The sequence below is a fragment of the Chitinophaga filiformis genome, assembly GCF_900102545.1.
Taxonomy (GTDB): Bacteria; Bacteroidota; Bacteroidia; order Chitinophagales; family Chitinophagaceae; genus Chitinophaga; species Chitinophaga filiformis.
The window spans coordinates 57,061-84,033 of sequence record NZ_FNBN01000011.1; the positions used below are offsets into that span (position 1 = coordinate 57,061).

Consider the following 26,973-nt stretch of genomic DNA (forward strand, 5'->3'; position numbering starts at 1 on the left):
CCAATTACTGTAAATATACCCCTAAACACTTAAAAACCAACCTTTCTGATCACATCCTGTGCGGCTTCTTTAGGTATTGCCGCGATCAACTCATGGTTCACCTGTGTCAGTTTAGCCCAGTCTTTTGTCTGGATGGATAAACGACCGTCCACTTCTATTTCCTTGAGTGCAGCGTCATCACTGATCGCCCGTCGTGTAGATACCAGTTGTTTGAAAGTGTTCACCAGGAATTCCGGATTACGCCACAACATAGCCAGTAGCAAGGCACGCAAGGCTTCTGCCTTTTCGATTGTTCTCGTAGGACTGGGTGAAGCCAGAAACAATTCTTCGTCTTTTATGATGTCATAGAAATGTTGCTGGTCCTGTTCCTTCCCGATCGTCGTCAGTTGCTGCTGACAGGCTGTTTTGACTTTGAAGTAGAAGGCTCTCACCTCGTTTAAGCGCTTCTCTTTAGTAGCAAGGTCCATTGCCTGCGCCAGCTTGCGCTTTCTGTCTTCCAGCTGATAGCGCTTATCAGTCACATCATCGTCCGCCAATACCCTGGCTTCAGCTTTGATGTTGTCCATGTCTTTCTTCAGGTCGGCCAACTGTTTGCTGACTGTATAAGCTTCCTCTCTGTTAGCTTCGAAGATCTCATTTTCCAGTTTACCCGCGAGGATGCCGATATCCATTTTCAGTACATCTACCGGTGTATGTCGTTCCTGTGGCGTGAAGGTTTCTTTGAACTCCTGGTCGGCCATCTGCAGATAGGCAGTAACCGTCAGGTCTCTGGACTCAGAAATGTTAAAGGTCAGTTCAATGTCTGAGCCTTTCAGTACTTCCCTTTGCAGTTTATCGCCTGCTATTTCGAGGTAGCCCAGGCTCTTATTGGCTTCAGGCAGCGCATAATGCGGTCCCTCCAGCACATTGATCCTGATCCGCTCTCCGTTGGTGGCAGAGATGGTTTTATTCAGCACACGCGTCATGCCTTTGCGTGAAGGAAGCACGTTATTCTTCTGGAATACCGGCAGGAGCTTCGTTTCACCGGGATGATCATCATCATCTATTTCCAGGCAGATATCTTCCGGAATGGGTTGTCCGCTGATGCCATAGCCACTGTCGATACCAATGATACCTGTACCGGTATCGATTATTTTATTCTCCTGGTCATAAACCGTGAGTCTGAAAAAGTTATAGACGTTCTGCACCAGGGGCAGGTACTCACTGATACGCTCAGAAAGCTTTTTGACGCCGGTGTCAAAACCACCGTCTTCCCGGGTGATCCTGTAAGAAAGATTGGACGTATCTCCGGTAATCTTTGCCAGGAATAGTTCCTCTTTCTCGCGGGACATTTTAGGATAGGTCACCTTAATCGTAACCGGGCTATTTAAGGCAGCACCATCTGTGCCTGACAGCTGGTTCAGTTTACCGGAAGCGTAGTAGGCAGCTCCGGCAGCTACCGCTGTGATAGGGTCTATTTCACAATTCACGGCTATCTGTAAGATCTCTTCTACCTGCTGACGTACATAGGGAATAAAGGTAGAGCCGCCTACCATCAGCACAAACTGTATGTCTTTTGCTGCAAGCCGGTTCCTGGTGATGATCTGCTGCACCATACGGATCGTATCATCTACATAACGGCTGATCAAGTCATTGAAAGCGGCACGGGTGATGGTATATTCAAAGTCGACCGGCGTATTGTTCTCGTCTGTCAGTCCGTCAATAACAATAGTGGCGCTGGTTTTAGAAGACAAGATGATCTTTGCTTCCTCTGCCTGTTGCAGCAGTACAAAGTATTTCGCGTTGTATTTTCCCTTTGCGCTTTTCATTTCCTGTTCCAGTTCCCGGAACTGATAACGCTCCATGATAGCGGGGATCAGTAATTTCTCTACAATGAGATTATCAAAGTCGGTGCCTCCCAGGAAGTTATCTCCTTCATGGTCCAACACTTTCATCTCCCCTTCCTTCACACGTATCAGGGCTACGTCAAATGTACCGCCACCCAGGTCGTAGACGAGCCACTGACCATCCGGAAGGTCGCTATCCTTTTTCGAGTTCGCATAGGCGAGGCTGGCTGCAATAGGTTCCTGCAATAGTAATACCTGCCGGAAGCCTGCCAATACAGCAGCTTCTTTGGTAGCATTAGCCTGTATGGTATCAAAAGACGCGGGTATGGTGATCACACTTGCCTCAGGGTATTCCCATTGGGGAAGGAATGTGCGTAGTTCTTTCAGTATGATGGCGGATAGTTCAACGGGGGTTTTAGTGCCTCCGATGCTTTTGATATCGTATCGTTCTGAAGTACCCATTTTCCGTTTGAAGCGGCCTATTACACTTTGCGGGTCTTTCTCCAGCCACTCCTTTGCTTTCTTACCGGCAACGATCCTGTTGTCGTGAAAAGCTACAACTGAAGGCAGCGTATAGCTACCCGGATCGGCCGGGCTATGGAATAACTGCACTTTGCCATCAGTGAATTTAGCAATGGCTGAATTGGTGGTACCAAGGTCTATACCGAAATTGATCATCTGCTCCATTACTGATTGTTTTTAGCTTTTACTACGACTACTGCCTTTTGTACAATGAAACTGGCGCCAGCGCCCTGCAGGCGGATGATAGGCTTTATTACTTCTGTGATCTGCAGGTTCTCCGTGCTGTCGCCTGCTATGCTGGCCTCACAGTCTGTGCGGGTAATGTTATAATCTTCCCCGATAGGGTTATGATAAACAAATCCGGGTGTATCGTCGCCGCCTTGTAAGCCCAGTCCCTGTTCCATGATCTCTTTCAGCTTATTCACGTTACGGTGGATGGAATTGGGTTCCTGGAGAGCGGACAATTTCTTTTCTATCTCAAACACCTGGTTCAGGATGTCCAGGTAGGCCTTTGTTACTTTTATAGGGTCGGTCATTCGTTAATTATTTAGGTGAGGTATTCATCAGGAGCAGGCTTTGAACAATAGCAGGCTTATGATGATAGCGAATGCACCCCACAGCATGTTTTTCAATGTTTTTTCATTACTACCATCAGGATCGTGCTCTCCGACAGATGACCTGTCTTCACTGAAGATCTGAAACTTTGCCTGCGACAATAGTTCCAGTGTTTCCGCTTCCAGTCCCTGGATGCGTTCGGCCATCTCTATATAGCTGTAAGCAGCCTCCTTATTCCGGTGATGCTTCCAGAGGTTCCCTCCTAGTGTACTCAGTTTAATTGCCAGGCGGTATTTGATAGCCTTATACTTCCCATCCAGTGCGCTGATAGCGGCTATGTCAATGTTCTTGTCGATCCATATTTTTACGCCGCCTACATTTGTCTGCGGATTGGCGGCCGCTTCAACGATCTGGGATAATAACCGGATCAATTCCAGGTATTGATTTACTATCGGGTCGTCTCCTTTAGCCGCTTTCTGTTCCTGCTCGATATTCAACAGCACTTCATAATCTTTCAGAATGGTCTCTTTGGCTACCCCATCAATCTTCAGCGTGAGTATATCCTGGTGTAACTGTTTGGCCACAGGCAGATTGATCCTTGTATTATTGATCTCTACCGATAGATTGCGTAGGGCTATAGCCATTTTGTTGCGTATCTCCTGGAAATATGGCGGCAGGGTATTCAGGCGCTCTTTGTCCATCAATACCTCTACCTGGGCCATAATGGCGTTTATGTCTATCTCTTGCGTGGTGTCCTTTACTTTGTCTGTGATGACCAGGACATCTTCTACCTGCCTGACCAGGTCATTTCGCAGTGTCTTACAGGAGGTCTCAATATCATCGGGTGTCACGATAGGGTCGATCGCTATTAGCTGGCTGAATGAACCATCTTTCCGCTGCCAGGCTTTCCAGAGTATACTGTCGTAAGCTGTGGCGAAATAAGGGCTGATAAAGCGCACAAACTCAGGCAGTTTGTAGATGCTCTCATGCCGGAAGGCCGTAAAGAAACTTTCATCCCCGTTCAGGAGGAATTTGCTCAGGGCAGCATTGTTGGCTATGAAATGATAGAATTCCAGTTTATCGCGCTGCTCCAGTTCATCGATCACGCGTTCACAGTCGGCACGGGTCAGTTGTTGTCCATGGTAATTGAAAAAGCCATCATCAGAGAGGTCTATTTCCGCCAGAACAGCCTTTTTGGCCCTTTTGATACTTGTGTCGTCAATGGTGGTCAGGTCGGTAGCAGCCAGGTTAAGAATGTCAACAGGATTAATAAATTGCGTCATAGTGTATTGTCCGGTAAAGGGATGCTGGGATTATTATAAAGTATAAAAATATTAATATATTTCATACTAACAGGAATAATTTCCGGCGGCGGGATTAACACGCTGATCCTCAATCTGCCTTTAGCATTGCTTACAAATGTTCACCCGGGGTTATCACCGGCACACGTTTAACCCGGGGTTATCACCGACACACGTTTAACCCGGGGTTATCACCGGCACACGTTTAACCCGGGGTTATCACCGGCACACGTTTAACCCGGGGTTATCACCGACACACGTTTAACCCGGGGTTATCACCGGCACACGTTTAACCCGGGGTTATCACCCCGCGCTACAAACACTGAGACTCCTAACGGAGTCTTAAAATTTGATCGACCAGGCTCTCCTCTGCTTGTCCTTGCTATTTGCGGGAAACGGCTTCTCAATCTGCCTTCAGCATTCTCATTACCTCCCAGAGGTGTTCACAGCTATCCAGGTCTTTTACCGGGGAAAGGGCCAGTATGTCTTTCCGGATCTTGTTAAGGGCGCTCAGGCCGGGCAGCGAACCGCCGGGTAAGGCGACCAGGCAGGCCAGGGCTGTTTTCAGCACTGTAGCTTTTACACGCATGCTATGAGGGGAATACCGTGCCGGATGCAGGTGAACAAACCTGCCGGGTTCTGTACCGGGTAGTAATACCCAGCGGGAAGTATCTGAAAGGGTGATCTCTACGAATCCCCTGTTGTTCTTCAGCCAATTCAGGTAGGCGCTTTCGTGGTATATACCGAGGTCCAGTATCTGATCTGTTACTTCCTCAAAAATGGCTGGCAGGTCCAGGGCCCCATAATAAATGTCCATTTGTGAGTTGCCCAATACTTTCAGTCTTTCGGGAAGAGTATCCAATGTGATACTTTCCAGTTCTGCGTGGATGTATCCACGGTGGTGTTTCAGTGCATTAAATAGGATATTGGCAGCATTCATCGATAACAGATAAGGGGACAATATATAAACGAAAAAACGCCACAAAAATATGTGACGTTCTCCCGAATATACAAACAAAATGTACATTTATCGCCAACCGCCCCCGAGGGAACGGTAAAGATCTACAACTGCATACAGCTGATCTCTTTTCAGATTGCTGATCTCCAGTTCACTTTGTAATACGTTGCTTTGTGCTACAATCACCTCCAGGTAGGTAGCCCTGCCGCTCTCGAACAGCTGATTGGCATTGTGTACCGCCTGTTGTAATGTCTGCACTTTATTGGAAGCAATATCATATTGCGACTTCAGTTTCTCGATTTTTACCAATGCATCTGACACCTCTCCTACTGCATCCAGCACATTCTGTCTGAAGCGGATCACGGACTGCTCTCTTTCGATCTTCGCTACTTCGAACTGTGTTTTCAGCTCCTTACGTGCAAACAGAGGCTGTGTGATGCCTGCTGTGGCCAATCCGAAGAGGGATGAAGGGATCTGAAACCATTCGCTGAACTTTACTGCATTGATACCTCCCTGGGCTGTAATGGTCAGGGAAGGATACATCCTGGCTTTGGTCACGCCTACTTTGGCATTGGCCATTGTAAGGGCCAGTTCACTGCTCCTCACATCCGGCCTGCGACCCAGCATATCTGAAGGAATACCGGTGGCCAGTTTTTCGGTCAGCGGATAATCATTCAGTTTAGTATGCCTTTCTATGGCTGCAGGCAATTCGCCTGACAGGATACGCAGGGCGTTCTCCTGTATGGCCATATTCTGCTCAATCTGTGGAATGAGCTGCGCGGCTGTCAGCTGTTGCGCTTCTGCCTGTTGTACGGCCACCAATGTTACCTGTCCGGCATCATACTGCAAGCGGATAATGCGCAGGGTACTGTCGTTCAGTTTCAGGTTACGCTGTGCTACTGCCATCTGTTCATCCAGCATCAGCAGGTTATAGTACGCTTTTGATACGGTAGTAACGATGTCTGTCTGCAGCAGCTTTTTGGATTCTTCCGTTTGCAGATAAGCGGCTAAAGCTGTCTTCTTCTGGTTACGGATCTTACCCCAGATGTCTGCTTCCCATGAAAATTGCAGGTTAGCGTTGTAATCTTCCAGGTGCTGTGTGCCCAGGAAGTTACTCAGACTTATACCGTTCAAGCTATTGTCGGACGGGCGGGTGGTACCTGCGGTTACGTTCAGTGTTGCAGATGGTACATTGAGCAGTTTCGCCTGTCTTAACTGCAGTTTCGCAGTTTCGATATTCAGCAGGGCCACCTGCATATCATAATTCTTACGGATGGCGTTATCGATCAGGCCTTTCAGGGTCGCGTCTGTAAAGAAGTTCTCCCAGGGGAGGCTTGCAATACTGGCTGTATCTGTCGTCTGCACACCGTTCCTGAACGCAGCCGGCAATTCCGGCTGCGGGGTCGGTGTATCTTTGGACACTCTACATGCTTCCAAAAATCCGGCTCCTATTAATCCTATTAAAAAATACTTATTTATCTGTGTGCTCATACTAATTCCGGTTTAGTGGCTCTCGCCTTTTCATTGTTAACAACGGCAGGTGATTTACCAGTGATCTTCTCCTGGAGGAACTGGAATATCACAAACAATACAGGAATCACGAATAATCCCAGTACTACTCCACTCACCATACCTCCTGCTGCACCAATACTGATAGAGTGGTTACCGATAGCAGAAGGACCGTTGTCGCTCATCATTGGTATCAGACCTACCACGAATGCCAATGATGTCATGAGGATTGGACGTAACCTCAGTCTTGCTGCTTCTATAGCTGCAAACACCAGGTTCTTACCTGCGCGTCTTCTCTGGCTGGCATATTCCACGATCAGGATCGCGTTCTTCGCCAGCAATCCGATCAGCATTACCAGGGCTACCTGTACATAGATATTGTTGGAGATATCAGTGTAACGGATAGACAGGAATACGCCGAGGATACCGGTAGGAATAGACAGGATCACCGCCAGTGGCAGGATATAGCTTTCATATTGCGCTGCCAGCAGGAAGTATACGAACAACAGACAGAGTGAGAAGATGATCACTGATTGTCCGCTGGAAGAGATCTCCTCCCTTGTCATACCGGAGAACTCGTAGGAATAACCGCTAGGCAGGTACTGAGCAGCTACTTCTTCTACAGCCTTGATAGCATCACCAGAGCTGAAGCCTGGTTTGGAGATCACGTTCAGACTGATAGAGTTGAACAGGTTATAGCGGGAAGTGTTTTCAGGACCGAATACACGTTTTAAGTTCACCAGTGATTTCACAGGCACCATTTCATTCAGCCTGTTCTTCACGAAGATACCGTCCATAGATGTTGGCGCAGCACGTTCGTCTTTTTCTGCCTGCAGCATTACCCTGTAGTATTTACCAAAGCGGTTGAAATCAGCCGCCTGTGTACTACCGAAGTAAGCGCCCATTGTGGTCAGGATATCTTTTACGTTCACGCTCAGCTGCTCTGCTTTTTCTGCATCTACTTCAATTTCATACTGCGGATAATCAGCTCTGAAAGTGGTGAATGCAAATGCTATTTCCGGACGTTTCATCAGTTCTCCGATGAAGCCATAAGCAACGCCGGCGAATTTATCCAGTTTGCCACTGGTCTTATCCTGCAACACCATATCCAGTGCATCTACGTTACTGAAACCAGGCACTGTAGGGAAGGTGAAGACGAAGAAGCTTGCATCCTGGATGGTAGCGAGTTTTCCTCTTACCTGGTCCATGATGGCATTGATATCTTTCACTGGTCCTCTTTCCTTTGCATCTTTCAGCAGGATGAAAGCCACACCTGCGTTAGGGCTGGAAGCGGAAGTCAGGATGTTAAAACCAGACAATCCCATCAGCGTTCTCTTAGATGGCAGGTCGTTCAGTACGTTTTCCAACTGTTTGATCACAGCAGTCGTTCTATCGAGGGAAGCGCCAGGTTGCATGGACATAGAGATGGCGATGAAACCCTGGTCTTCGGAAGGAATGAAGCCGGTAGGCGTTTTTCTTACCAGGTAAACGGTAGAAACGATCACTACTACAAGCCCTACAATACTCACCCATTTATGGCGGATGAGGAAGCGGAGACTGTCAACATATTTACGTGTGAGGCGATCAAAGCCGGTATTAAATCCTGCAAAGAATTTCTCTTTGAAAGTCAGTTTGTGGCTTTTATCGTGTGGATCATCACCATGGTGATGTACTTCTTTCAGGAACAATGCTGCCAGCGCAGGGCTCAAAGTCAAGGCGTTCACGGCAGAGATCACGATCGCGATCGCCAGTGTGAAGGCGAACTGACGATAGAACACACCGGTAGAACCTTCCATGAAACCTACAGGCAGGAACACTGCAGACATTACCAGTGTAATGGATACGATCGCACCGCTGATCTCACTCATTGCGGAGACAGTCGCTTCTCTTGGACCCATGCCTTTCTTTTCCATTTTCGAGTGCACTGCTTCGACGACGACGATGGCGTCATCCACCACGATACCGATGGCCAGTACCAGGGCGAAGAGTGTCAGCAGGTTGATAGAGAAGCCCAGCAGGGAGATAAAGAAGAATGTACCGATGATGGCCACAGGCACAGCAATCGCCGGGATCAGTGTAGAGCGGAAGTCCTGCAGGAAGATGAATACCACAATGAATACCAGGATAAAGGCTTCAATGAGCGTATGTTTCACCTGTTCAATGGAGAGATCAAGTGTATCCTTGGTGTTGTAAAGGATCAGGTGTTTTACTCCTTTCGGGAAATCCTTTGATAATTTGTCCATCAGTTTCATGATGGAGATCTGGATCTCGTTGGAGTTGGAACCTGCCAGCTGGAAAGCGGCGATGTTGATACCTGGCTTTCCGTTTACACGGGTATAGTTACCGTAAGTGTAGGCACCAAATTCAACTCTGGCCACATCTTTCAGGCGGAGCATAGAACCGTCGCCGTTAGACCTGATCACGATATTCTCATAGTCTTCCGGTTTGGTCAGCTTACCTTTATATTTTATCACATATTCGAAAGACTCCGTGCTGCTTTCACCGAATTTACCGGGAGCAGCTTCAAGGCTTTTGTCCTGGATAGCAGCTGTTACATCTCTTGGCGTGAGGTTGTAAGCGGCCATCTGTTTAGGATTCATCCAGATCCTCATGGAGTAGTCTTTGTTACCACCGAAGATGATGGACTGTCCTACACCGGGAATCCTTTTTATCTCAGGGATGATATTGATCTGTGCGTAGTTGGCCAGGAATGTCTGGTCGTATACTTTAGGATCTTCGGAGTACATATCTACCACCATCAGCAAACTATTCTGCTGTTTGGCGGTGGTCACACCTGCCTGTACCACTTCGGCGGGCAACTGTGCGGTAGCCTGCGCCACCCTGTTCTGTACGTTTACAGCCGCCTGGTCGGGGTCTGTACCGAGTTTAAAGAATACGGTGATGACGAGGGAACCATCGTTACTGGCGGTGGAGGTCATGTAGATCATGTTCTCTACCCCGTTGATGGATTCTTCGAGTGAAGGCGCTACGGAACGCAGGATCGTTTCTGCGTTGGCGCCCGGATATAGTGCTGTTACCTGCACTGCCGGAGGGGCAATGTCGGGGAACTTCTGCAGGGGCAGCTTCGCGAGACCGAGCACCCCGAGTATAACCATTATGATAGAGATCACCGTTGCGAGAACGGGTCTTTCAATGAATTTCTTAAGCATGTGTTTTTATTTTAGGAGAAAGACAAGCATATAAAGGATCGGATCATCCCTGTGCTGCTACTGCTGGTTTTGCCTTTTCCGGTTTGATTTCTGTGCCTTCTTTCAGACGGTCTACTCCTGTTACTACGATTCTGTCACCAGCTTTCACGCCGTCTTTTACGAGGTACTGATTACCACTTGTGCCTACAATGGTGATCGCCTGACGGGTGATCTTGTTATCCTTGCCAACGGTGTATACAAATACCCTGTCCTGTACTTCAATAGTAGCGGCCTGTGGCACCAGGAGGGCGTCTTTAAACTGGCGTTGCAGTCTTACCTTACCGGTATTACCTGTACGGATAATGCCTTTTTCGTTAGGGAATACTGCTCTTAAAGTGATAGCGCCGGTATTCTTCTCGAACTGTCCGTCAATCATATCTACTTTACCCTGTTTTTCATAGATATGATTGTCTGCCAGTACCAGTGTTGCTGGTGGCAGGTTTTTCAGCTTTTCTTCCAGCGTAGTACCCGCATAGTTATCTTTAAAAGTGAAGAAGTCACTTTCGCTCAGAGAGAAGTATGCATAGATTTCGTGTACGTCTGAAAGTTTTGTCAGCGGCTCAGGATCGTTCAGAGAGATCAGGGCGCCGGCTTTTTTAGGTATCCTGCCGATATAGCCGCTTACGGGAGCGGTAATGTTCGTATAACCGAGATTGATAGATGCAGCGGCTACCTGTGCTTTCGCCTGCTCAACGTTGGCTACAGCTACTTCATAGGCAGTTTTTGCTGTACGCAGCTGTATATCAGAAACCACTTTGTTGGCTACCAGCGGCGTTACTTTATCTACTTCCAGCTGTGCATTGAGTACGGCTGCTTCGGCTGCATGCTGGGCAGCTTTTGCATTGTTCAGTTGCTCACGGTAACGGTGCTCGTCTATTTTAAATAGTGGCTGACCGGCTTTTACGTAAGCGCCTTCATCTACGTATACTTTATCCAGATAGCCGTCTACCTGTGAACGGATCTCTACGTTAACTTTTCCTTCCAATGATGCTGTATAGTCGTTCTCTGTGTTGGCGTCTGCGGCACCAATCGTCACAACTTCCGCCGGCACAGCGGTAGGGGCTTCATTATGGGCAGACGAAGACTTACAGCTATATAATCCCGAAAGGATTATTCCTACAAGCAAGCTCCAAATTAATACGTCTTTTTTCATGTTCTATTGATTGTGTGTAATTGACAAAGAGATTCCCTGTTCGCATAGTATTATGCAAATCAGTAATGAACAGTAAATGCAATGCAAGTCCGCAATCCATGCCCGACAGGCACTGATCACAGTGTGTTGTTGTTGAAGGTAAAGCGAGCGATTAGGGTGCGATGATCAACATCATCACCCGAACGAAATAACTAGCGAAGGGTTGGCATCCTCATTTTTATAGCCCAACATCGTTAGCTAACATTGTGAAATGAGCGTTCCAAAATTACACAAAAAAAATCGCTAAATACAAGTCAATTTTTTAAATGTCTTTTTGTATAATCCGCCATTTCTTTTATCAAGTCGGCATCTTTAAACTGGATATATGATTGTTTCCAGCCACAGAAGCCGTTAAAAATGATATGGGCAAGCACCGCAGGATTCTTATCTTGAGAGATTTCTCCCTGCTCTTTTGCTCTACGAAGCAGATCGGTGAAAAGACCGATTGTTCTGTCGCTTGCCTGTTTAATGATACGGCGAACGTCGTCATCGTCGCCAGCCAGTTCAAAAGAGGATTTCATTCCCATACAGCATTTACAATCATAGATTGTACCTGTAACATATACATCAATAATCTTCTCCAGCGTTTCAAGGGGGGTGAGATCCTTCAGTTTAAGAACTGATTCATAATCCTGGGCTGCGAGGTATCCATAGGTTCTCAGGCACTCCAGGAAGAGGTTATGTTTGTCGCCAAAAGAGTTATACAAACTACTCCTGTTGATCTGCATAGCGTCTACCAGGTCCTGCATGGAAGTGGCATTGTAGCCCTTCTCCCAGAACACGTCCAGTGCTTTCGCTATTTTTTCTTCAGGAATGAATTCTTTATCTCTAGCCATAACGGGGACAAAGTTACATTCTGAAACGGTCATTCCAAAATAAATTTTCTTTATACCCCGTCAGGCCAGTTTTGATACTTATTATAATCTGATGGAAAAACCCACGTTGATGGTGTAATCAGCGAAGGCAGCATCGCCGTTTACCTTATTGGTAGGGGTACTTCTTTCCTTGTCGGTCACGCTCTGCAACCTGTCGCGGCGCAGGGCGATGGGCACTCCCAGGTAAATGCTGCTCTTTTTCATGGTATAGGAGATGGTTGGTTCGAGGGACAGGACATAACCGGGCCTGCGGAAGTCGCCGCTCCCTCCTACCAGGTCATGCACCGGAATGCCTTCTATTCTGGCTCCCAGTGAAGCGGAGATGTTGCGGGCCATATAATTTACGCCTCCCCTGGCCATATACTGGTCGGGTACGCTGCAGATAGCCTCATTGGCAAGGGCGGGCGACAATGTTTCCCTGTAAGTGCGGGTACCGTTCTGCTCCCTCGGGTTGATCAGGTAATAAAAATTACCATATACGCCGAAATGACGGGAGAAGTACTGGTAAGCGTTTAATTCAACGGTAAAGCCGGTACCGCCATCTCCCAGCTGGATAGACTGGTCTACGTCACGGAGTTCCTTTGTGCCGTTCGGGCCTACATTATACCAGTAGTCTTTGTAGTCATAGTCGCCCGTGGCAAACTTAATACCCAGTCCCGCCTGGATATTTCCCTTCTTATGTTTTTCGGGGTCCAGCAGCCAGCGGTACAAGGCTATCCTGATATCTCCCAGGCCGTAGGAATGCATGCTATGACGCTGGTTGTAGTTGTTGACACCGTTTACGAGGCCGTGTTCGTACAGGGAAGACCTGGAATTAATGAGCAGGGGTACATCTACCATGACGCTCCAGTGTTTGTCCAGCAAACGGGTCAGGCTGAAGTCGATGGCTGTCTGATGATTGATCACCTCTGTACCATTGAGCACTCTCTCCTTTTGTTCATCAGTACCCTTAAAGTGTTTATAAGACTTAAAATATCTTGCCCCTGTGTTGAAGATCCATTTGTCGCTCCGGCTTTGTTCCTCCATTTCCGGGTGAGAGAGCATACATGAAGGCGCTCCTGTGCTGCGTATTGCAACACATCCTTGTGCTTTTGACTGGTAAGAAATACATGCAAAGACCGTTGACAAGAAGACGGTTGATAAAATTCTGTTCATACAGTTACTGTTCTATTTGTGATAAGAGAAGACGTGATTTCAATGTTCAATAGTGACGTCCAGCTTACGTTCAATTGTTCACCCCATGACTAAACTTTAAGGTATAGCGCCCTTAGTATCGATTATAAATATCCTTAACGTGTGATATTGGTTGATAACGTGATCTATACATGACGAAATGTAGGCAATATTCAGGAGAAAAAGAAATAATATCAGCAGGATTGATGATATTATTAAGGCCCTGTTAAAAGTAATCTATTGGGCTGCGGTCAGCTTGTTGTCGGCTATGTCAATAAAACTACAGTCTTCCAGTTTTACGATATCGTCTATTTTATTTTGGGTGTTGGCACTTTCAATGGTATTACCAGTGATCTTCAGGTTCCCGGTACATTTTGCCGCCAGCAGTGCATCATGGTGCAGGGTAAAGTAGTTGTCTGTTACTACAATATTATTATGCACGGCAGTCTTACAGGCAATCTTATTTTCAGGATGGATATTTATCACGGGGGCACCACATCTGATAAAGCGGTTATTCCGGATGGTCAGATCTTTTACCATGCCGGATTCGTACCAGCCAGATGCATCGTCGTTGACCAGGATGCCGCTCATGTGTGTTCTGTCAATTGTATTGTCTTCTATCACAACCTTTCTACGGGTAGTCATCAGTATGCCTCTTGTCGGAATTCTATTGATAACGCTATGATGTACCCAGACCTCCGGCGTAGCCGTAATATTTTCAACAGCATCCAGCAAGTCGACAGCATTGGAGATCTTATTCTTCAGGGTAAGCAGGATATCTTTATCATTTAGCCGCTTAACGCCTGTTACCTGGTTTTCTTCTATGGTCAATAAGGTCTCTGTATTGATAAAGGCGATACTATCTCCTGCTGCAAATGCATCAAAGCCGAAAGTCTGCGGATGCATAAAACGGACCTGTATTTTATTCGGTGCGATTACGTTTGCAATTTTCAGGTGTGTGCCGTGTACATTGATGGCATCATCGTTGGCAGCTGAGAGATACGCGTTACTGATTTCTATTTTACCGCTGCATCCGGAGAAATGCAGGATATCTGCCCAGGCAGCGCAGGTGCGGCCACTGTTCTCTGCTGGTTTCACTACTATGCTGTCCATTTTTACTTGTCGGCAATACTGGCTGACTACTCCCATGCCGTGCATAAAGTTGATGCGGATATTCTTTAGTTCGATGCTATCACTATACTGTAGCAGGATGCCTGCACAGTCCCTGGTTACATCCCTGTTCTGGTAAATAGCGCCGGTGTCAAAGCCTGGGTTCTTTCTGAAAGAAATGCGTATTGTGCTATCCGGCAATACAGCGAAGCGGGCGCCTTTCATATTGATGTCTGTACGTGACAGCTCATTCGTTTGCGGATGCAGGACCTGCCAGTAATTCCCAGGCTGATAACTCCAGCCCTCTCCGATCCAGGTGAGCATACTGTCTCTGATACTGAATTTTGAATCGGGATGTACTTTTACATCTACGTAGTCAGGTCCCCTACCTGTTACTGTAAATTCAGAAACAGTGGGGCGCTGATAATCATAGCTACATCCATCCAGGGTGATATTGCTGGAATGATTGACGAAGGTCTCTATCATTTTACCATGCATTACAAACGTGGCTTCCTTTGCCGCTACCTGTACGAAGCTGCAGCTATCGAACATCAGTGCGATGGCCTTAGGTTCAGTGGGTTTGTCGTTAGTATTTGAGATATGTAATGATCGCTTCAGTGCAGCGTCGGGATAGATATCATACCTGCCCGGAGCGAACTTCACCTTTACTGGTGCAGCCTTAGTTCCTACTGCTGTCAGCATTAAGGATTCATGGAATGCACCGGGTGATAACACATTTACAGTATCGCCGGGAGACAATTGTAAGCGGTTCACCTGCCGGAATGATTTCCATGCCTGTTCGGGTTGCAGGCCGGTGTTGCTATCGCTTCCTTTGGCTGGATCTATGTAATAGGTTGTTTTGCCGGGAGATAGCTGCTTGTCTTTGAAAGACGGATACAAAGCAGCGTGCCGCCCGGTGTTCAGGCTATCAGCGGAAGCTGCGGCTTTGAAGAAATAGTAACTACCCTTCTTCGTGGCAAATGTATAGCGGTAGCCGTTAACGGTATGCGTTGCAGTATAATTAACATGCGATTTTAATACATTAGGAACGATCAGTGTACATTGACCACCGGCATTTGATTTGATAGCCAACTTTGTTACTTTTCCATCTTTCCACTTCATCTCGTCAATCTCAAAGTTTCCCCTGGTGCAGAGTCCATGGACGCTCCCTGTGTCCCATGCCTGCGGAAGTGCCGGTAACAACTGGATCTCACCGGTCTGGCTTTGCACCAGCATCTCTGCAACGGCGGCGGTATAACCGAAGTTGCCATCTATCTGGAAGGGCGGATGTGCGCAGAACAGGTTGTTGTACAGACCTCCTCCCTGATCATAGTTTACGCCTCCGTTCCCTACGGGTCTGAAGAAGTTCCGGAGTATCTTATATGCATGATCGCCATCCTGCAGACGCGCCCAGAAATTGATCTTCCAGGCCATTGACCAGCCTGTAGATTCATCACCTCTGGCGTTCAGACTTACCCTTGCGGCCTGTGCCAGTTCCGGCGTTTTGGTAACACTTATCTGCCGGCCGGGATGTAATGCAAACAGGTGTGACACGTGCCTGTGTTTATCATTTGGATCATCTCTGTCTGTTTCCCATTCCTGTAGCTGTCCCCATTTACCGATCTTAGGTTTGAGGAGATGCTCCCGCATGTCGGCCACATGATCGCGATAGGCGCTGTCGATATGCAGAATATCAGCGGCTTCTATATAGTTGGTAAAAAGATCGTACACTATTTCCTGGTCATGGGTCACGCCATCTTCGGTAGGACCATGTTCGGGCGACCAACCCATAGGCGCTACCAGTGTTCCATCGGGACGGCGTTTCAGATGGTCGTCCCAGAAGTTCACAATTTCCTTCAGTATAGGGTAGGCAAATTCCCTGAGGTATTGCTCACTCCTGGTAAAGGCATAGTGTTCCCAGATGCCTTGTGCATACCAGGCACTACCTGGTGTATTCCATTTAAAACTGGAACCGCCGAAGATGTTGTTTTCCGTTTTGACTGTCCAGCCTCTCACACCGGGATATTCTTTCACAGTGCTTTCCTTCTTTACTTCGCGCATGCTATTGATATAGTCGAGGTAAGGGATATGACATTCGGATAGATTCGCCGGTTCTGCCAGCCAGTAATTCATCTGAACATTGATGTTAGAATGGTAGTCGCATCTCCAGGGGGGCGTATTACTTTCATTCCACAGGCCCTGCAGATTGGCTGGCAGCCCTCCTTCGCGGGAGGAGCTGATGAGGAGATATCTGCCGTATTGGAATAAGAGGGATTGCAGTTCGGGGTCTGCCTTGTCCCAGTTCTTTAACAAACGCTCTGAGGTGGGTAATTTACGGGTTACCGCATCTGTTTTACCGAGATTCAGTTCCACCCTGTTAAAGAGTCGTTGATAGTCGAGCATATGTTCCTTCAACAACACATAATATGGCCGGTTAACTCCACGTAGCGCCATTTTTACGTCAAGATCAGGCGGCGCTCCTCTCCAATGCTGAGCGCGATTATTACTGTAATCTGTAGCGGCAGACAGAAATATTGTAAAACTGTTTGCGTTCTTTATTTGGAGTACGGCGGCTCCTGTGGAATCCTGTTCAATCACAACAGCGCCTTTATTAGTAACTATCCGGGCAGCAGCATTGTAGGAAAGACCATTTTCCAATTTTCCGCTTATGCTGAGGGTATTACTATCCGCAGTTGTCTTTGCCTGATGTGCATCATGAAGGCGGATGGTAGCGGAATATGCACCTTTCTTTTTGCCTGTATAGGTATAATTCAACACCATGACCTTCCCTGGGAAAGAACAGAAATATTCCCGTTTAAAAGCCAATCCGTTCATGGTATAGGTGATCTTCTGTACGGCAGTGCCGAGGTCCAGTTCCCTGCGATAATCAGCCGGAACTGCTGCAGCCGTATCCACTCCGTCAAATTTAACAAAGAGGTCGCCAAAAGCCTGGTAAGCACCTGTTTCCTCTTCATCTCCCGTCCACAGGCTTTGTTCGTTGAACTGTATATGCTCTTCTGCCAGTCCGCCGAATACCATTCCCCCCATTCTGCCATTTCCCATTGGGTATGCGTCTGTCATCCAGGTCCGGGCCGGCTTTGCCTCCCAGAGGCGCAATCCTTGTATGGGGGATGGTTCATTTGCCGGTTGTGGTTCTGTCATTGACTTCCCAAGCCACAGTAAAAGATACATCCAAAACGGTTTTGTCGTCATCGAGTCAGTTTTTATTACGCGGGTGCATGAAAGAAATCGCCTGTCTGCCCTCTAAAGCGGCAAGCGGTTCCCCAAAATAGTAAATGTTACGTCAAAGTGAAAAATACCAACTACTTGGTATTGCCGGCCGCATGCTAAAGGGATATATTTGAATTGTTTAAATACCCCACATATGTTTAACTCAGTTATCCTCGAAGTAGCAATTGGAATAATTTTTCTCTTCGGTTTGGTAAGTATGATCTGTTCTGCTATCCGTGAAGGGATAGAAGCAATTACCAAGACCCGTGCAGCGTACCTGGAAAGGGGCATACGCGAATTGCTCCATGACCGGGATGCACAGAATGTTGCGAAAAGTTTTTTCGAGCACCCGATGATCAACAGCCTGTTTACTGCTGATTACACTCCCGGCAAGAATACCAAACAACCAGGGTTGCTGGATTTGGGCAAGCGTTTGCCCTCTTATATTCCTTCCAAAAACTTTGCGCTGGCTTTAATGGACATTGCTGCCAGGGGCAGTAAGAATAATGCTGTTTCCAGTGATCCGAATGCGGTGGAAATGTCGATAGCATCTATCCGGGCCAATATTCTGAATATCCAGAACATTCCTGTACAGCGGGCGATGCTCACAGCACTTGACACTGCACAGGGGGATCTTGACAGGCTGCAACAGAACCTGGAGAAGTGGTTTGACAGTAGTATGGACAGGGTGTCAGGCTGGTATAAGCGTTCCACTCAATGGATCCTTTTCATTATCGGGCTGGTTGTTGCTGTTGGATTGAATATCAACACCATCAAGATTGCGGACTACCTGTTCCGCAATGATGATGCGAGAAAATTAATTGTAGCGCAGGCAGAAAATGCATCCAAGGATGCGACGTTCACACAGCAATCTTACGATCAGGCCAAAGCAAATCTTGACGCCCTGCAATTGCCAATTGGCTGGGCTAACGGTATTAATCCTGAGCCAGATCACAGCAACAGCGTTTTTTGGAACGGCTTCTTTATATACCTCCTGGGTTGGTTGCTGACCGCATTCGCGGCAACACTGGGCGCGCCATTCTGGTTTGATATGCTTAACAAGATCATGGTGATAAGAGGGACAGTCAAACCTTCTGAAAAGAGCCCGGAAGAAGGCTCAGAAGATCGTCAAAACGACAAGCCAAATACGGTTACCATTCAATTGGCCGGAGCGAACGGCGTGGATGGTACGCATGTGATCAAACCCAGCAATGGCAATGGCGTGAAACCTGCTCCGCAGGAAGGCGCTGTAATGGATCCGGAAAGTGATGTTGACACCTGTGTGCTGGAGACAGAAGGCATTACTTCAGATGAAGATTTACCACAAGCAGAAGGAGGAATTTCAAAATGATACGAGAACTAACATGGTTACCGGCAGTCCTTAAAAATGCCGGACTAAAAGTTGCCCCCGTTGATGGATGGGAAGAAAGAGGCAGCACTATGGGAACAGTACTCGGCGTGCTTTGCCATCATACTGCGGGGCCCAAAGCGGGCAATATGCCTAGTCTGAATACCTTGCTCAAGGGCACTAAGAAGGTACCAGGTCCGTTAGCCCAACTGGGACTGGGAAGAGATGGTACTTTCTATATAGTGGCTGCCGGCAGATGCAATCACGCCGGATCGGGTATATGGAAAGGTGTTACTAACGGCAACACGCATTTCATTGGTATTGAAGCTGAGAACACCGGACTAGCGAATGACTTTCCCTGGCCGGAAGTGCAAATGGATGCATATTGCCGCGGTGTTGCTGCCATACTGAAACACATTGGTAAAGACGCCAGTTTCTGTGCCGGGCACAAGGAGTACAGACTTCCCAAAGGGTTCAAGACTGATCCGGATTTTGACATGGATGCTTTCCGTAAAAGAGTAACGGACATTCTTAACAGTGATGCATCACCGGTTTTAATTCCGAATGAGGAAGAGACGAACAATGGTACTCCCGGAAGAAAAACCATCCGGCGGGGAGACCAGGGAGAACTGGTCAGGCTTATCCAGGTAAAGCTTGGTCTTACAATGGACGGCGTATTCGGTCCTAAAACGGAGGCTGTTGTCCGCCAGTTTCAACGTGATCATCAGCTTGTTCCTGATGGCATCGTGGGGCCTAAATCATGGAAGGTATTTGATGCGGTGCCGGCTGCGCATCCTCAGCCTGCTTAACAGCGTCTGGCTACCTGATTGTCCGGCTTTTAGCGGAAGCAGATTTCCTTCCTGTTATAACAAAAGAGAGATTGTATCAAATTGATATAATCTCTTTTTTTTGCTAAGTGGCTTCGGTTTCAGGGGTAAGTAAGTTGGTTCTGGTTTCGTTTACGCTAAGTAGCTTCGGCTTCAGGGGTAAGTAAGTTGGTTCCGGTTTCGTTTACGCTAAGTAGCTTCGGTTTCAGTATGGGATGTCGGTCGGCGCCTCTCTGGAATGCTATGAGGCGTTGTCAAGCGAATAGAGGCTTGAATATAGATTGGGCTGCACCGGTCGTGGCACCGGAGAGCCGAAGGCCCGACATTCCCATCTGAAACCGCTTGCTACTTGCGCGTTCCTGTTAATGGTTGGACGGCCAGCTTTTCAGGTGAAAAAAAAGAGGCTGTATCAAATTGTTTTTGATACAACCTCGCTTCAAGAGTAAGTAGTGAAAATACTGTAGTGAAAAAATGCTATAGTGAAAATACTAATGCTCTCTCGTCAGGGTAATGTTTTCTGTTTTACCGAGGATCAGCGGTACGTGTTCTGTGACTACATTGCTGTAATCCAGTCCGTAAGCCTTCGCATCCGGCAGGCTTAATTTATCGAGGATAAAATGTATTCTCATTACGATATTATCCCAGAGGGAAAGATTATTTTCCACTGACAGGAAACTCTTTAAGATCACAAAACGGAAATCTCCCAACAGGTTACCATCTTCCGGATCAAAGTATTTATTCACGATCGTTATCTCCTTATTCTTTGCCATCTCGTACACTACTTTCTTAAACAGGATGTTGATCCTTGGTACAATCCTGAAACCGAGCCTGAAATTAATATGTACTATTTCCTCCTTTTCTACAACATGAGAAGTATAGGTAGCGGTATAAGGCTTATCGTCTACATGCACATGAACAAACCAATAAAGATCCGCTCTCTTTGGTTGCTGGTGCAGGATGGAAGCGATCACACGATCTTCCACTTTATCAGGCTTGCTGGCACTGGTGAGGTATACCAGGTGAGTGGAGTATTTGGGTATATCCACGTCGTTGCTTAGTTGCGTTAACACCGGGATATATTTCTTCAGCTCTACAAAGTTCCGATATTTCGCTTTAAACATCCTACCCGCATACCATATGTACATCACGCTGATCAATATCAGACCGATCATCAGTGAGAGCCAGCCTCCGTGGGCAAACTTACTCAGATTTGCTACGAGGAAAGTTACTTCGATCCAGGTAAAGGTCAGGAACAGCAATGCAACAATGATTACGTGTACCCGTTGGGTATACAGGTAAACGCTCAGTAAGATAGTGGTCATTAACATGGTCAATGTAACAGACAGGCCGAAAGCTGCCTCCATGTTGGAAGACTCTTTAAAGTGCAGCACCATGCCTATACAACCGAGCATCATGAACCAGTTGACTGCGGGTACGTATACCTGTCCGCGCATATCGCTCGGGAACTCAATGCGGAGCCTTGGCCAGACATTCAGTCTGATTGCTTCATTGAACAGGGTAAATGTGCCGGAGAGCAGTGCCTGACTGGCAATGATCGTAGCTGCTGTTGCTATCACGATACTTGGGATAAGGAACCATTCCGGTACGAGACCATAAAATGCGTCTACCGCTGTCAGGTGTTGGCCATTGTATTTCAACAATAGCGCAGCCTCCCCGAAGTAACAAAGCAACAGCGCTATTTTGATGAAGATCCAGGCTACCTGTATGTTACGTCTGCCTACGTGGCCCATATCTGCATATAAGGCTTCAGCCCCGGTAGTACATAAGAAGACGCCGCCTAATACCCAGAGTCCGCCGGGATACTTGACTACCAGCTGGTAAGCATATAAAGGGTTTATTGCTTTCAATACATAGAAGTGGCCTGCCAGATTGGTGATGCCCAGAATGGCGATCATTCCGAACCAGAGGACCATGGCTGGGCCGAAAAACCGACCGATACGGCTTGTTCCCGATTGCTGCAAGGTGAACAGCACGACCAGGATGCCGATTGTTATAGGCATGATAGGGACATCTGGGTTCAGGACTCTTAGTCCTTCGATAGCGGAGGTTACTGAAATAGGTGGTGTGATCAGGCTGTCGGCGATCATGAAGCTACCGCCGATAATAGCGGGCCATAATACCCATTTGCCGTATCTGCGGATCAGCGCATACAGGGAGAAGATGCCTCCTTCTCCGTGGTTGTCTGCCCGCATGGTGATGAAGACATATTTCAGGGTTGTTTGGAAGAACAATGTCCAGAAGATGGCGGACACTCCTCCTAATACCAGTTCCTCTGAGATAGTTCTTTCTCCGATGATTGCCTTGAAAGTATAAAGCGGAGATGTTCCGAGGTCTCCGAAAACGATGCCTAAAGCAAGTAATACGCCGCCCCATTTTAGGCGGTCCGGAGCGTGGTCGTCTGCTCCGTGGTGTGAGTTGTTCATAGTCCCGATAACAAATTATGATTTAAACATAAATGTACTATTCTGATTTCACAAATCGTGTAAAAAGAAAGGCGCGAAATTGTTTGATATCGTTCACGCGAGGTTGCTTCACTTCCGGTATTGAGTAGGTTGGTTCTGGTTTCGTTTACGCTAAGTAGTCTCAAGTAAGTTGGTTCTGGTTTCGTTTATGCTAAGTAGCTTCGGTTTCAGTATGGGATGTCGGTCGGCGCCTCTCTGGAATGCTATGAGGCGTTGTCAAGCGAATAGAGGCTTGAATATAGATTGGGCTGCACCGGTCGTGGCACCGGAGAGCCGAAGGCCCGACATTCCCATCTGAAACCGCTTGCTACTTGCGCGTTCCTATTAATGTTTATGCGACTAGCTTATTAAGCGAAACGAAGTGGTATCAACTTACTTTTGGGTTAACTGGGCCATCCAGACGGTTGCGCTACATTCGGGATCATCTTCCTCGTATGCAAGGACCGAAAAACCATGTTCCTCCAATAGTGCCTGATACTGTGCTCTATCCAGGGAGGCGTGGAACAGGTTCTCGCCACCATTCTCACTCCATGCCTCACCGTGCTCCTTGCCTGATGTAAATAACAGAACACCATTCTTATTTAAATGCTCTTTGAAGATATTAAACATGGAGGGCTGATCTTCAGCGGGTAGATGGAAGAAGCTATGCCAGGCGATTACTGCATCAAATCTTCTGTTGAGTGACAATTCACGCATATCAGATAGTATGAAATCTGCGGACGGAAGATTTTGCTGCGCAATTTCCAATATACGATAACTTGCGTCTACTCCGGTGACGTGTAGTCCTTGTTCCAGGAGATATTCCATTATAGGAACTCCCGTGCCACAGCCCAGGTCCAGTACGGTGGCCTCTTTACCTACAATGTTGATGAGCTTATCGAGGTAAGTTCTTTCTATCAGGTGCCGGGAACGGTTTTCTGAAAACCATGCGGCAATGATGTTGTACGTTTCAAAGACGTTGTTTTTCCTGCTTTTCCTGTTTTCCATGATTCATGTTTTCCATGACTCCTGCTTTCCATGATTCATGTATCATCGATTCATGCTTCATCGATGTTGGTTATGCGCTTAAAACCTTTGTGAAGAACTCGATTGTGCGTTTCCAGGCTAGTTCTGCGGCTGCTCTGTCGTAACGGGGAGTTGTATCGTTGTTAAATCCATGGTTTACGCCCGGATAGATGTAAGCCGTGTATTGTTTGTTATTTTCTTTCAGCGCTGCTTCATAGGCGGGCCATCCTTCGTTTACGCGTGTATCCAGTTCTGCATAGTGTATAAGCAGTGGCGCCTTTATCTGTGGTACCTGCTCTTTTTCTGGTTGTCCGCCATAATAGGGTACGGCGCCAGCCAGGTCAGGTATGCGGACCGCCATCATATTGGCAATCCAGCCACCAAAACAGAAACCTACTACTGCCACTTTTCCGTTACAGTCGGGGTGGTTTTTCAGGTATTCAAAAGCTGCTATGAAATCTTCCAGCATGCTGTTCCTGTCCCGCTGGCTTTGTAGTTCACGGCCTTTGTCGTCATTACCAGGATAACCACCTAAGGGCGTTAATGCGTCGGGCGCTATGGAAATAAATCCTGCGAGGGCTACTCTTCTGGCTACGTCTTCGATGTGCGGATTCAAGCCACGGTTTTCATGAACAACTACAACACCACCAAGCTTTCCTGTGGCGCTCTCAGGTTTGGAGAGCAACGCTTTCATCTTTCCCCCACCCTTGTCTGAGTTGTAGTAAATATATTCGGATTTCAGGCGTGGATCGTCGGCCCTTACCTGAATGGAGTCCTGGTAGTCAGGCATGAGGAAACTCATCAGGGAGGTGACAGTGAGCCCTCCTACGGCATAGACGGAGAGTTTTTCGATAAACTCACGTCTGTTTACCCTGCTATGTGCATAGTCGTCATAGAGGTCAAATACTTCCTGTTTGATGTCTTCTTTTTTGATTTCGTTTGGGTTCATATGGAGTGGGTGTTTGTTTAAAATTAATGATAAAATATGGGAATATTGGGGATGGGTTGCCACCGTTCCCCGGGGGCATTCGATTTCCCCGGGGCATCACCCATCCCGGGATTATCACCCCATCCCTGGGGTCGAAACCCCATCCCCGGGGTTGAAACCCCGCGCTACAAACAACAGGACTCCTAAAGGAGTCCATCGATGTTATGTTCCGTTTGCGTATGTTGCGTTTGCGTATGTTGCGTTTGCGTATGTTGCGTTTGCGTTTTGTTACCGATTCAAACAATGTAATTTTCTATATTTGGTAAAAGTATTTTTTCATGAAACATCTTACCATTGTCGTTCCTGAGGGAGAGAACAATCTAAGCAGCATCGTTGGCGCCTACAAGATCTTTACGCGTGCCAATGAGTATTGGAAGGGAACCGGTAAAAAGGAGTTGTTTAAGATTGAACTGGCTGGTATTTCAAAAGAAGTAGACTTTTATGGCGGCTTGTTTACGGTGAAGCCGCATACCCATATTTCCACTATTACCAGGACCCATCTCATTATTATTCCATCCCTGAACCATAATTATGAAAAGGCGGTGAAGGGCAACCAATTGCTGATTGACTGGATTGCGAAACAATATAAGGCAGGTGCGGAAATAGCCAGTATCTGTACGGGTGCTTTTATGCTGGCGTCTTCAGGATTGCTGGATGGGAGAAGCTGTTCTACGCATTGGGCTGCGGCAGATAACTTCAGGAGTATGTTTCCTGAAGTGCATCTCCAGGCGGATAAACTGATCACGGATGAAAATGGCATCTATACCAATGGAGGCGCTTATTCTTTCCTTAACCTGATCATTTATCTTGTAGAGAAGTATTACGACAGACAAACGGCTATCTATTGTGCCAAGGTCTTTCAGATTGATATTGACAGGCAGGCGCAGTCGGCGTTTACGATATTTACAGGTCAGAAGTTACACGGGGATGAAATGATAAAGCAGGCGCAGGCATTTATTGAAAATAATCTGCAGGAGAAAATAAGTGTTGAAGACCTGTCGTCCAGGTTTGCTATTGGCAGACGGAACTTTGACAGGCGCTTTATTAAAGCGACGGGCAATACGCCTGTTGAATACTCACAAAGAGTAAGAATTGAATCTGCTAAAAAAGCATTTGAGAATACAAGGAAGACTATCAGTGAAGTCATGTATGAAGTTGGCTACGCTGATATAAAAGCCTTCCGGGAAGTGTTCAGAAAGATCACGGGAATGTCGCCCCTGGAATATAGAAACAAATACAATAAGGAGGCGCTGGTTTAAACTACCTCGCCAATCCCAGTGGTGAAAAGATGACAAATAAAGCTACCATCGCCAGTAACAGCATCACGGTGTATACGTGCCGCCTTTTCCATGGGCGGAGATCCACGATGTTGTTCCATTGCTGTACAAAGGGCTCCTTTCTGGGCACCAACGCGCCTATTAATAACATCAGTAGTACCGTTGCTACAAATAAGATGGCTAGTACATGCAGGAAATGTAAACCCGTATTTACAAATAGTTGAGAAACGGAATAGGTAACAATGAAGAACGTTAGTCCGATCTTGGCAGCGATAGCAGGCATACGCTTGTGCAGCAGTCCTACTAGCAGGATGGTGAAAATGGGTACACTAAATAAACCGCTTACCATCTGGATATAGGTGTATAAGCCTTGTTGGGCAAAGACAATGAAAGGTGCAATGAGCATGGCCAGCAGGCATACCAGTAATTCAAAGCGCTTACTTACCCGCACTACTTCGCGTTCGCTTACAGATTCCTGTCGCCATTCCTTGAATGGTTTGTAAAGATTCAGTACGAAGAGGGTACTTGTACTGTTTAATCCTGCGTTGAAGGTAGTCAGTGCTGCACCAAAGGTAATCGTCGCTATAAAGCCTGTGAGCACAGGGGAACAGACATCGCTGACAATTCTCGGGAATACTTCTGCGGTATTATTGAGATGAGGGTAAAGCAGGACGGCTATCAGACCGGGAATATTCAGCAGTAATGGTGAGATGATCTTACCTACACAGGCGACTGCAATTCCTTTTTGACTTTCGGCCAGGCTGCGGGAGGCGAGCGCCTGTTGTACGATGTATTGTTCGGTACCCCAATAGTAGAGGTTTACCAGGAACATGCCTGTGAAGATGGTTGGAAATGGCACTGCGTCTTTGGGACCACCAATGGCATTGAAGTGATCCCGGCGTGCCGCCAGCAGCAGATCCAGACCTGTGTGTACGGAACCGTGGCCGAGGTATTTCAACGCTACGTAAGGCAGCAGGATGCCTCCTGCGAACATCCCGATGCCCAGGACCGTATCTGAAATAGCTACAGCCTTCAATCCACCCAGTACAGTATAAAGACAACCTATCAGTCCTATGAGCCAGACCAGTATCCAGATAGTCGCCCAGTAGCTGATGTGCAGGGAATTTGACAGACCAAAGAGACCATTGAATGCGATAGCGCCACTGTACAGGACAGAGGGCAGCATATTTACGATATAACTGATCAGGAAGATAACGGATACAAAACGTTTGGTGCCAATGTCATAACGTTCTTCGAGGAAGTCGGGTGTAGTGGAAATACCACTGCGCAGGTAGACAGGCATGATGAACTCTGATACCAGTAACATGGCAAATACAGAGGATATTCCCCATGCCATTACGCTCATGTTGTTGGTGTATACCAGCTCATTCTCGCCGATAAACTGTACTGCGCTGATATTGGTGAAGAAGAGGGCGCCCCCTACTACCAGGAATCCCAGGTTACGGTTGGCGAAAAACAGTCCGGCAGCAGTCTGCAGATTCTCTTTCCGGGTTTTATACCAGGAGATGACTGCCACCAGGATGGTAAACAGCAGGAAACTCAATAAGGCCCCAACATTCATAT

General features: G+C 47.2%; 17 protein-coding genes. 3 read left to right on the plus strand and 14 right to left on the minus strand.

Annotated elements, in window-relative coordinates:
- Window positions 1-29: 29 nt before the first annotated feature.
- The 10 genes from BLR32_RS30025 to BLR32_RS30070 form a co-directional block, all read right to left on the minus strand.
- Window positions 30-2,513 (minus strand): Hsp70 family protein, encoded by a 2,484-nt coding sequence (locus BLR32_RS30025; RefSeq protein ID WP_089837688.1) that lies wholly within the window; start codon window positions 2,511-2,513, stop codon window positions 30-32.
- Window positions 2,513-2,884 (minus strand): hypothetical protein, encoded by a 372-nt coding sequence (locus BLR32_RS30030; protein ID WP_089837691.1) that lies wholly within the window; start codon window positions 2,882-2,884, stop codon window positions 2,513-2,515. Before BLR32_RS30030 ends, BLR32_RS30025 begins: the two co-directional genes overlap by 1 nt.
- A gap of 27 nt (window positions 2,885-2,911) precedes the next feature.
- The gene (locus BLR32_RS30035; protein ID WP_089837693.1) at window positions 2,912-4,186 is read right to left on the minus strand and encodes a hypothetical protein; all 1,275 of its coding nucleotides are present in this window, start codon (window positions 4,184-4,186) and stop codon (window positions 2,912-2,914) included.
- 421 nt (window positions 4,187-4,607) lie between these two features.
- On the minus strand, window positions 4,608-5,144 hold the full coding sequence (locus tag BLR32_RS30040; protein ID WP_089837695.1) for a hypothetical protein: 537 nt from the start codon (window positions 5,142-5,144) through the stop codon (window positions 4,608-4,610).
- Window positions 5,145-5,231: 87 nt separating this feature from the next.
- Window positions 5,232-6,653 carry an efflux transporter outer membrane subunit gene (locus tag BLR32_RS30045; protein WP_089837696.1) on the minus strand — a complete coding sequence of 474 codons (1,422 nt, stop codon included), beginning with the start codon at window positions 6,651-6,653 and terminating at the stop codon, window positions 5,232-5,234.
- Window positions 6,650-9,841, minus strand: a complete 3,192-nt coding sequence (locus tag BLR32_RS30050) for an efflux RND transporter permease subunit (RefSeq protein WP_089837698.1) — start codon at window positions 9,839-9,841, stop codon at window positions 6,650-6,652. Before BLR32_RS30050 ends, BLR32_RS30045 begins: the two co-directional genes overlap by 4 nt.
- A 43-nt stretch (window positions 9,842-9,884) precedes the next feature.
- The gene (locus tag BLR32_RS30055) at window positions 9,885-11,033 is read right to left on the minus strand and encodes an efflux RND transporter periplasmic adaptor subunit (RefSeq protein ID WP_089837700.1); all 1,149 of its coding nucleotides are present in this window, start codon (window positions 11,031-11,033) and stop codon (window positions 9,885-9,887) included.
- A 293-nt stretch (window positions 11,034-11,326) separates the two neighbouring features.
- Window positions 11,327-11,908 (minus strand): TetR/AcrR family transcriptional regulator, encoded by a 582-nt coding sequence (locus BLR32_RS30060; RefSeq protein ID WP_176842479.1) that lies wholly within the window; start codon window positions 11,906-11,908, stop codon window positions 11,327-11,329.
- Between the two features lie 81 nt (window positions 11,909-11,989).
- Window positions 11,990-13,102 carry a hypothetical protein gene (locus BLR32_RS30065; protein WP_089837704.1) on the minus strand — a complete coding sequence of 371 codons (1,113 nt, stop codon included), beginning with the start codon at window positions 13,100-13,102 and terminating at the stop codon, window positions 11,990-11,992.
- Window positions 13,103-13,357: 255 nt separating this feature from the next.
- Complete coding sequence (locus tag BLR32_RS30070; RefSeq protein ID WP_176842480.1) at window positions 13,358-17,422, minus strand: glycosyl hydrolase family 95 catalytic domain-containing protein; 4,065 nt, start codon at window positions 17,420-17,422, stop codon at window positions 13,358-13,360.
- Between the two features lie 193 nt (window positions 17,423-17,615).
- On the opposite strand from BLR32_RS30070, the gene BLR32_RS30075 reads away from it, so the two are divergent.
- Together BLR32_RS30075 and BLR32_RS30080 are read left to right on the plus strand one after the other, a co-directional pair.
- A complete protein-coding gene (locus BLR32_RS30075) occupies window positions 17,616-18,812 on the plus strand; it encodes a hypothetical protein (RefSeq protein ID WP_143011647.1) in 1,197 nt (398 codons plus the stop codon).
- On the plus strand, window positions 18,809-19,618 hold the full coding sequence (locus BLR32_RS30080) for a peptidoglycan recognition protein family protein (protein WP_089837710.1): 810 nt from the start codon (window positions 18,809-18,811) through the stop codon (window positions 19,616-19,618). The genes BLR32_RS30075 and BLR32_RS30080 overlap by 4 nt, the downstream gene beginning before the upstream one ends.
- A gap of 506 nt (window positions 19,619-20,124) precedes the next feature.
- On the opposite strand, the gene BLR32_RS30085 is transcribed toward BLR32_RS30080, so the two are convergent.
- The 3 genes from BLR32_RS30085 to BLR32_RS30095 form a co-directional block, all read right to left on the minus strand.
- The gene (locus tag BLR32_RS30085) at window positions 20,125-22,080 is read right to left on the minus strand and encodes a KUP/HAK/KT family potassium transporter (RefSeq protein ID WP_089837712.1); all 1,956 of its coding nucleotides are present in this window, start codon (window positions 22,078-22,080) and stop codon (window positions 20,125-20,127) included.
- A 411-nt stretch (window positions 22,081-22,491) separates the two neighbouring features.
- Complete coding sequence (locus BLR32_RS30090) at window positions 22,492-23,106, minus strand: class I SAM-dependent methyltransferase (protein ID WP_089837714.1); 615 nt, start codon at window positions 23,104-23,106, stop codon at window positions 22,492-22,494.
- 70 nt (window positions 23,107-23,176) lie between these two features.
- Window positions 23,177-24,073 (minus strand): dienelactone hydrolase family protein, encoded by an 897-nt coding sequence (locus BLR32_RS30095; RefSeq protein ID WP_089837716.1) that lies wholly within the window; start codon window positions 24,071-24,073, stop codon window positions 23,177-23,179.
- Window positions 24,074-24,390: 317 nt separating this feature from the next.
- Here BLR32_RS30095 and BLR32_RS30100 point away from each other — a divergent pair, with 317 nt between their 5' ends.
- Window positions 24,391-25,371, plus strand: a complete 981-nt coding sequence (locus BLR32_RS30100) for a GlxA family transcriptional regulator (RefSeq protein WP_089837718.1) — start codon at window positions 24,391-24,393, stop codon at window positions 25,369-25,371.
- 1 nt (window position 25,372) lies between these two features.
- On the opposite strand, the gene BLR32_RS30105 is transcribed toward BLR32_RS30100, so the two are convergent.
- Complete coding sequence (locus BLR32_RS30105) at window positions 25,373-26,971, minus strand: solute:sodium symporter family transporter (RefSeq protein WP_089837720.1); 1,599 nt, start codon at window positions 26,969-26,971, stop codon at window positions 25,373-25,375.
- Window positions 26,972-26,973 lie beyond the last annotated feature (2 nt).

Excerpts from the sequence above, each read along its gene's own strand:
- BLR32_RS30025 (WP_089837688.1), bottom strand. The coding sequence starts at position 2,513 with ATGGAGCAGATGATCAATTTCGGTATAGACCTTGGTACCACCAATTCA.
- BLR32_RS30030 (WP_089837691.1), bottom strand. The coding sequence starts at position 2,884 with ATGACCGACCCTATAAAAGTAACAAAGGCCTACCTGGACATCCTGAAC.
- BLR32_RS30035 (WP_089837693.1), bottom strand. The coding sequence starts at position 4,186 with ATGACGCAATTTATTAATCCTGTTGACATTCTTAACCTGGCTGCTACC.
- BLR32_RS30040 (WP_089837695.1), bottom strand. The coding sequence starts at position 5,144 with ATGAATGCTGCCAATATCCTATTTAATGCACTGAAACACCACCGTGGA.
- BLR32_RS30045 (WP_089837696.1), bottom strand. The coding sequence starts at position 6,653 with ATGAGCACACAGATAAATAAGTATTTTTTAATAGGATTAATAGGAGCC.
- BLR32_RS30050 (WP_089837698.1), bottom strand. The coding sequence starts at position 9,841 with ATGCTTAAGAAATTCATTGAAAGACCCGTTCTCGCAACGGTGATCTCT.
- BLR32_RS30055 (WP_089837700.1), bottom strand. The coding sequence starts at position 11,033 with ATGAAAAAAGACGTATTAATTTGGAGCTTGCTTGTAGGAATAATCCTT.
- BLR32_RS30060 (WP_176842479.1), bottom strand. The coding sequence starts at position 11,908 with ATGGCTAGAGATAAAGAATTCATTCCTGAAGAAAAAATAGCGAAAGCA.
- BLR32_RS30065 (WP_089837704.1), bottom strand. The coding sequence starts at position 13,102 with ATGAACAGAATTTTATCAACCGTCTTCTTGTCAACGGTCTTTGCATGT.
- BLR32_RS30070 (WP_176842480.1), bottom strand. The coding sequence starts at position 17,422 with ATGTATCTTTTACTGTGGCTTGGGAAGTCAATGACAGAACCACAACCG.
- BLR32_RS30075 (WP_143011647.1), top strand. The coding sequence starts at position 17,616 with ATGTTTAACTCAGTTATCCTCGAAGTAGCAATTGGAATAATTTTTCTC.
- BLR32_RS30080 (WP_089837710.1), top strand. The coding sequence starts at position 18,809 with ATGATACGAGAACTAACATGGTTACCGGCAGTCCTTAAAAATGCCGGA.
- BLR32_RS30085 (WP_089837712.1), bottom strand. The coding sequence starts at position 22,080 with ATGAACAACTCACACCACGGAGCAGACGACCACGCTCCGGACCGCCTA.
- BLR32_RS30090 (WP_089837714.1), bottom strand. The coding sequence starts at position 23,106 with ATGGAAAACAGGAAAAGCAGGAAAAACAACGTCTTTGAAACGTACAAC.
- BLR32_RS30095 (WP_089837716.1), bottom strand. The coding sequence starts at position 24,073 with ATGAACCCAAACGAAATCAAAAAAGAAGACATCAAACAGGAAGTATTT.
- BLR32_RS30100 (WP_089837718.1), top strand. The coding sequence starts at position 24,391 with ATGAAACATCTTACCATTGTCGTTCCTGAGGGAGAGAACAATCTAAGC.
- BLR32_RS30105 (WP_089837720.1), bottom strand. The coding sequence starts at position 26,971 with ATGAATGTTGGGGCCTTATTGAGTTTCCTGCTGTTTACCATCCTGGTG.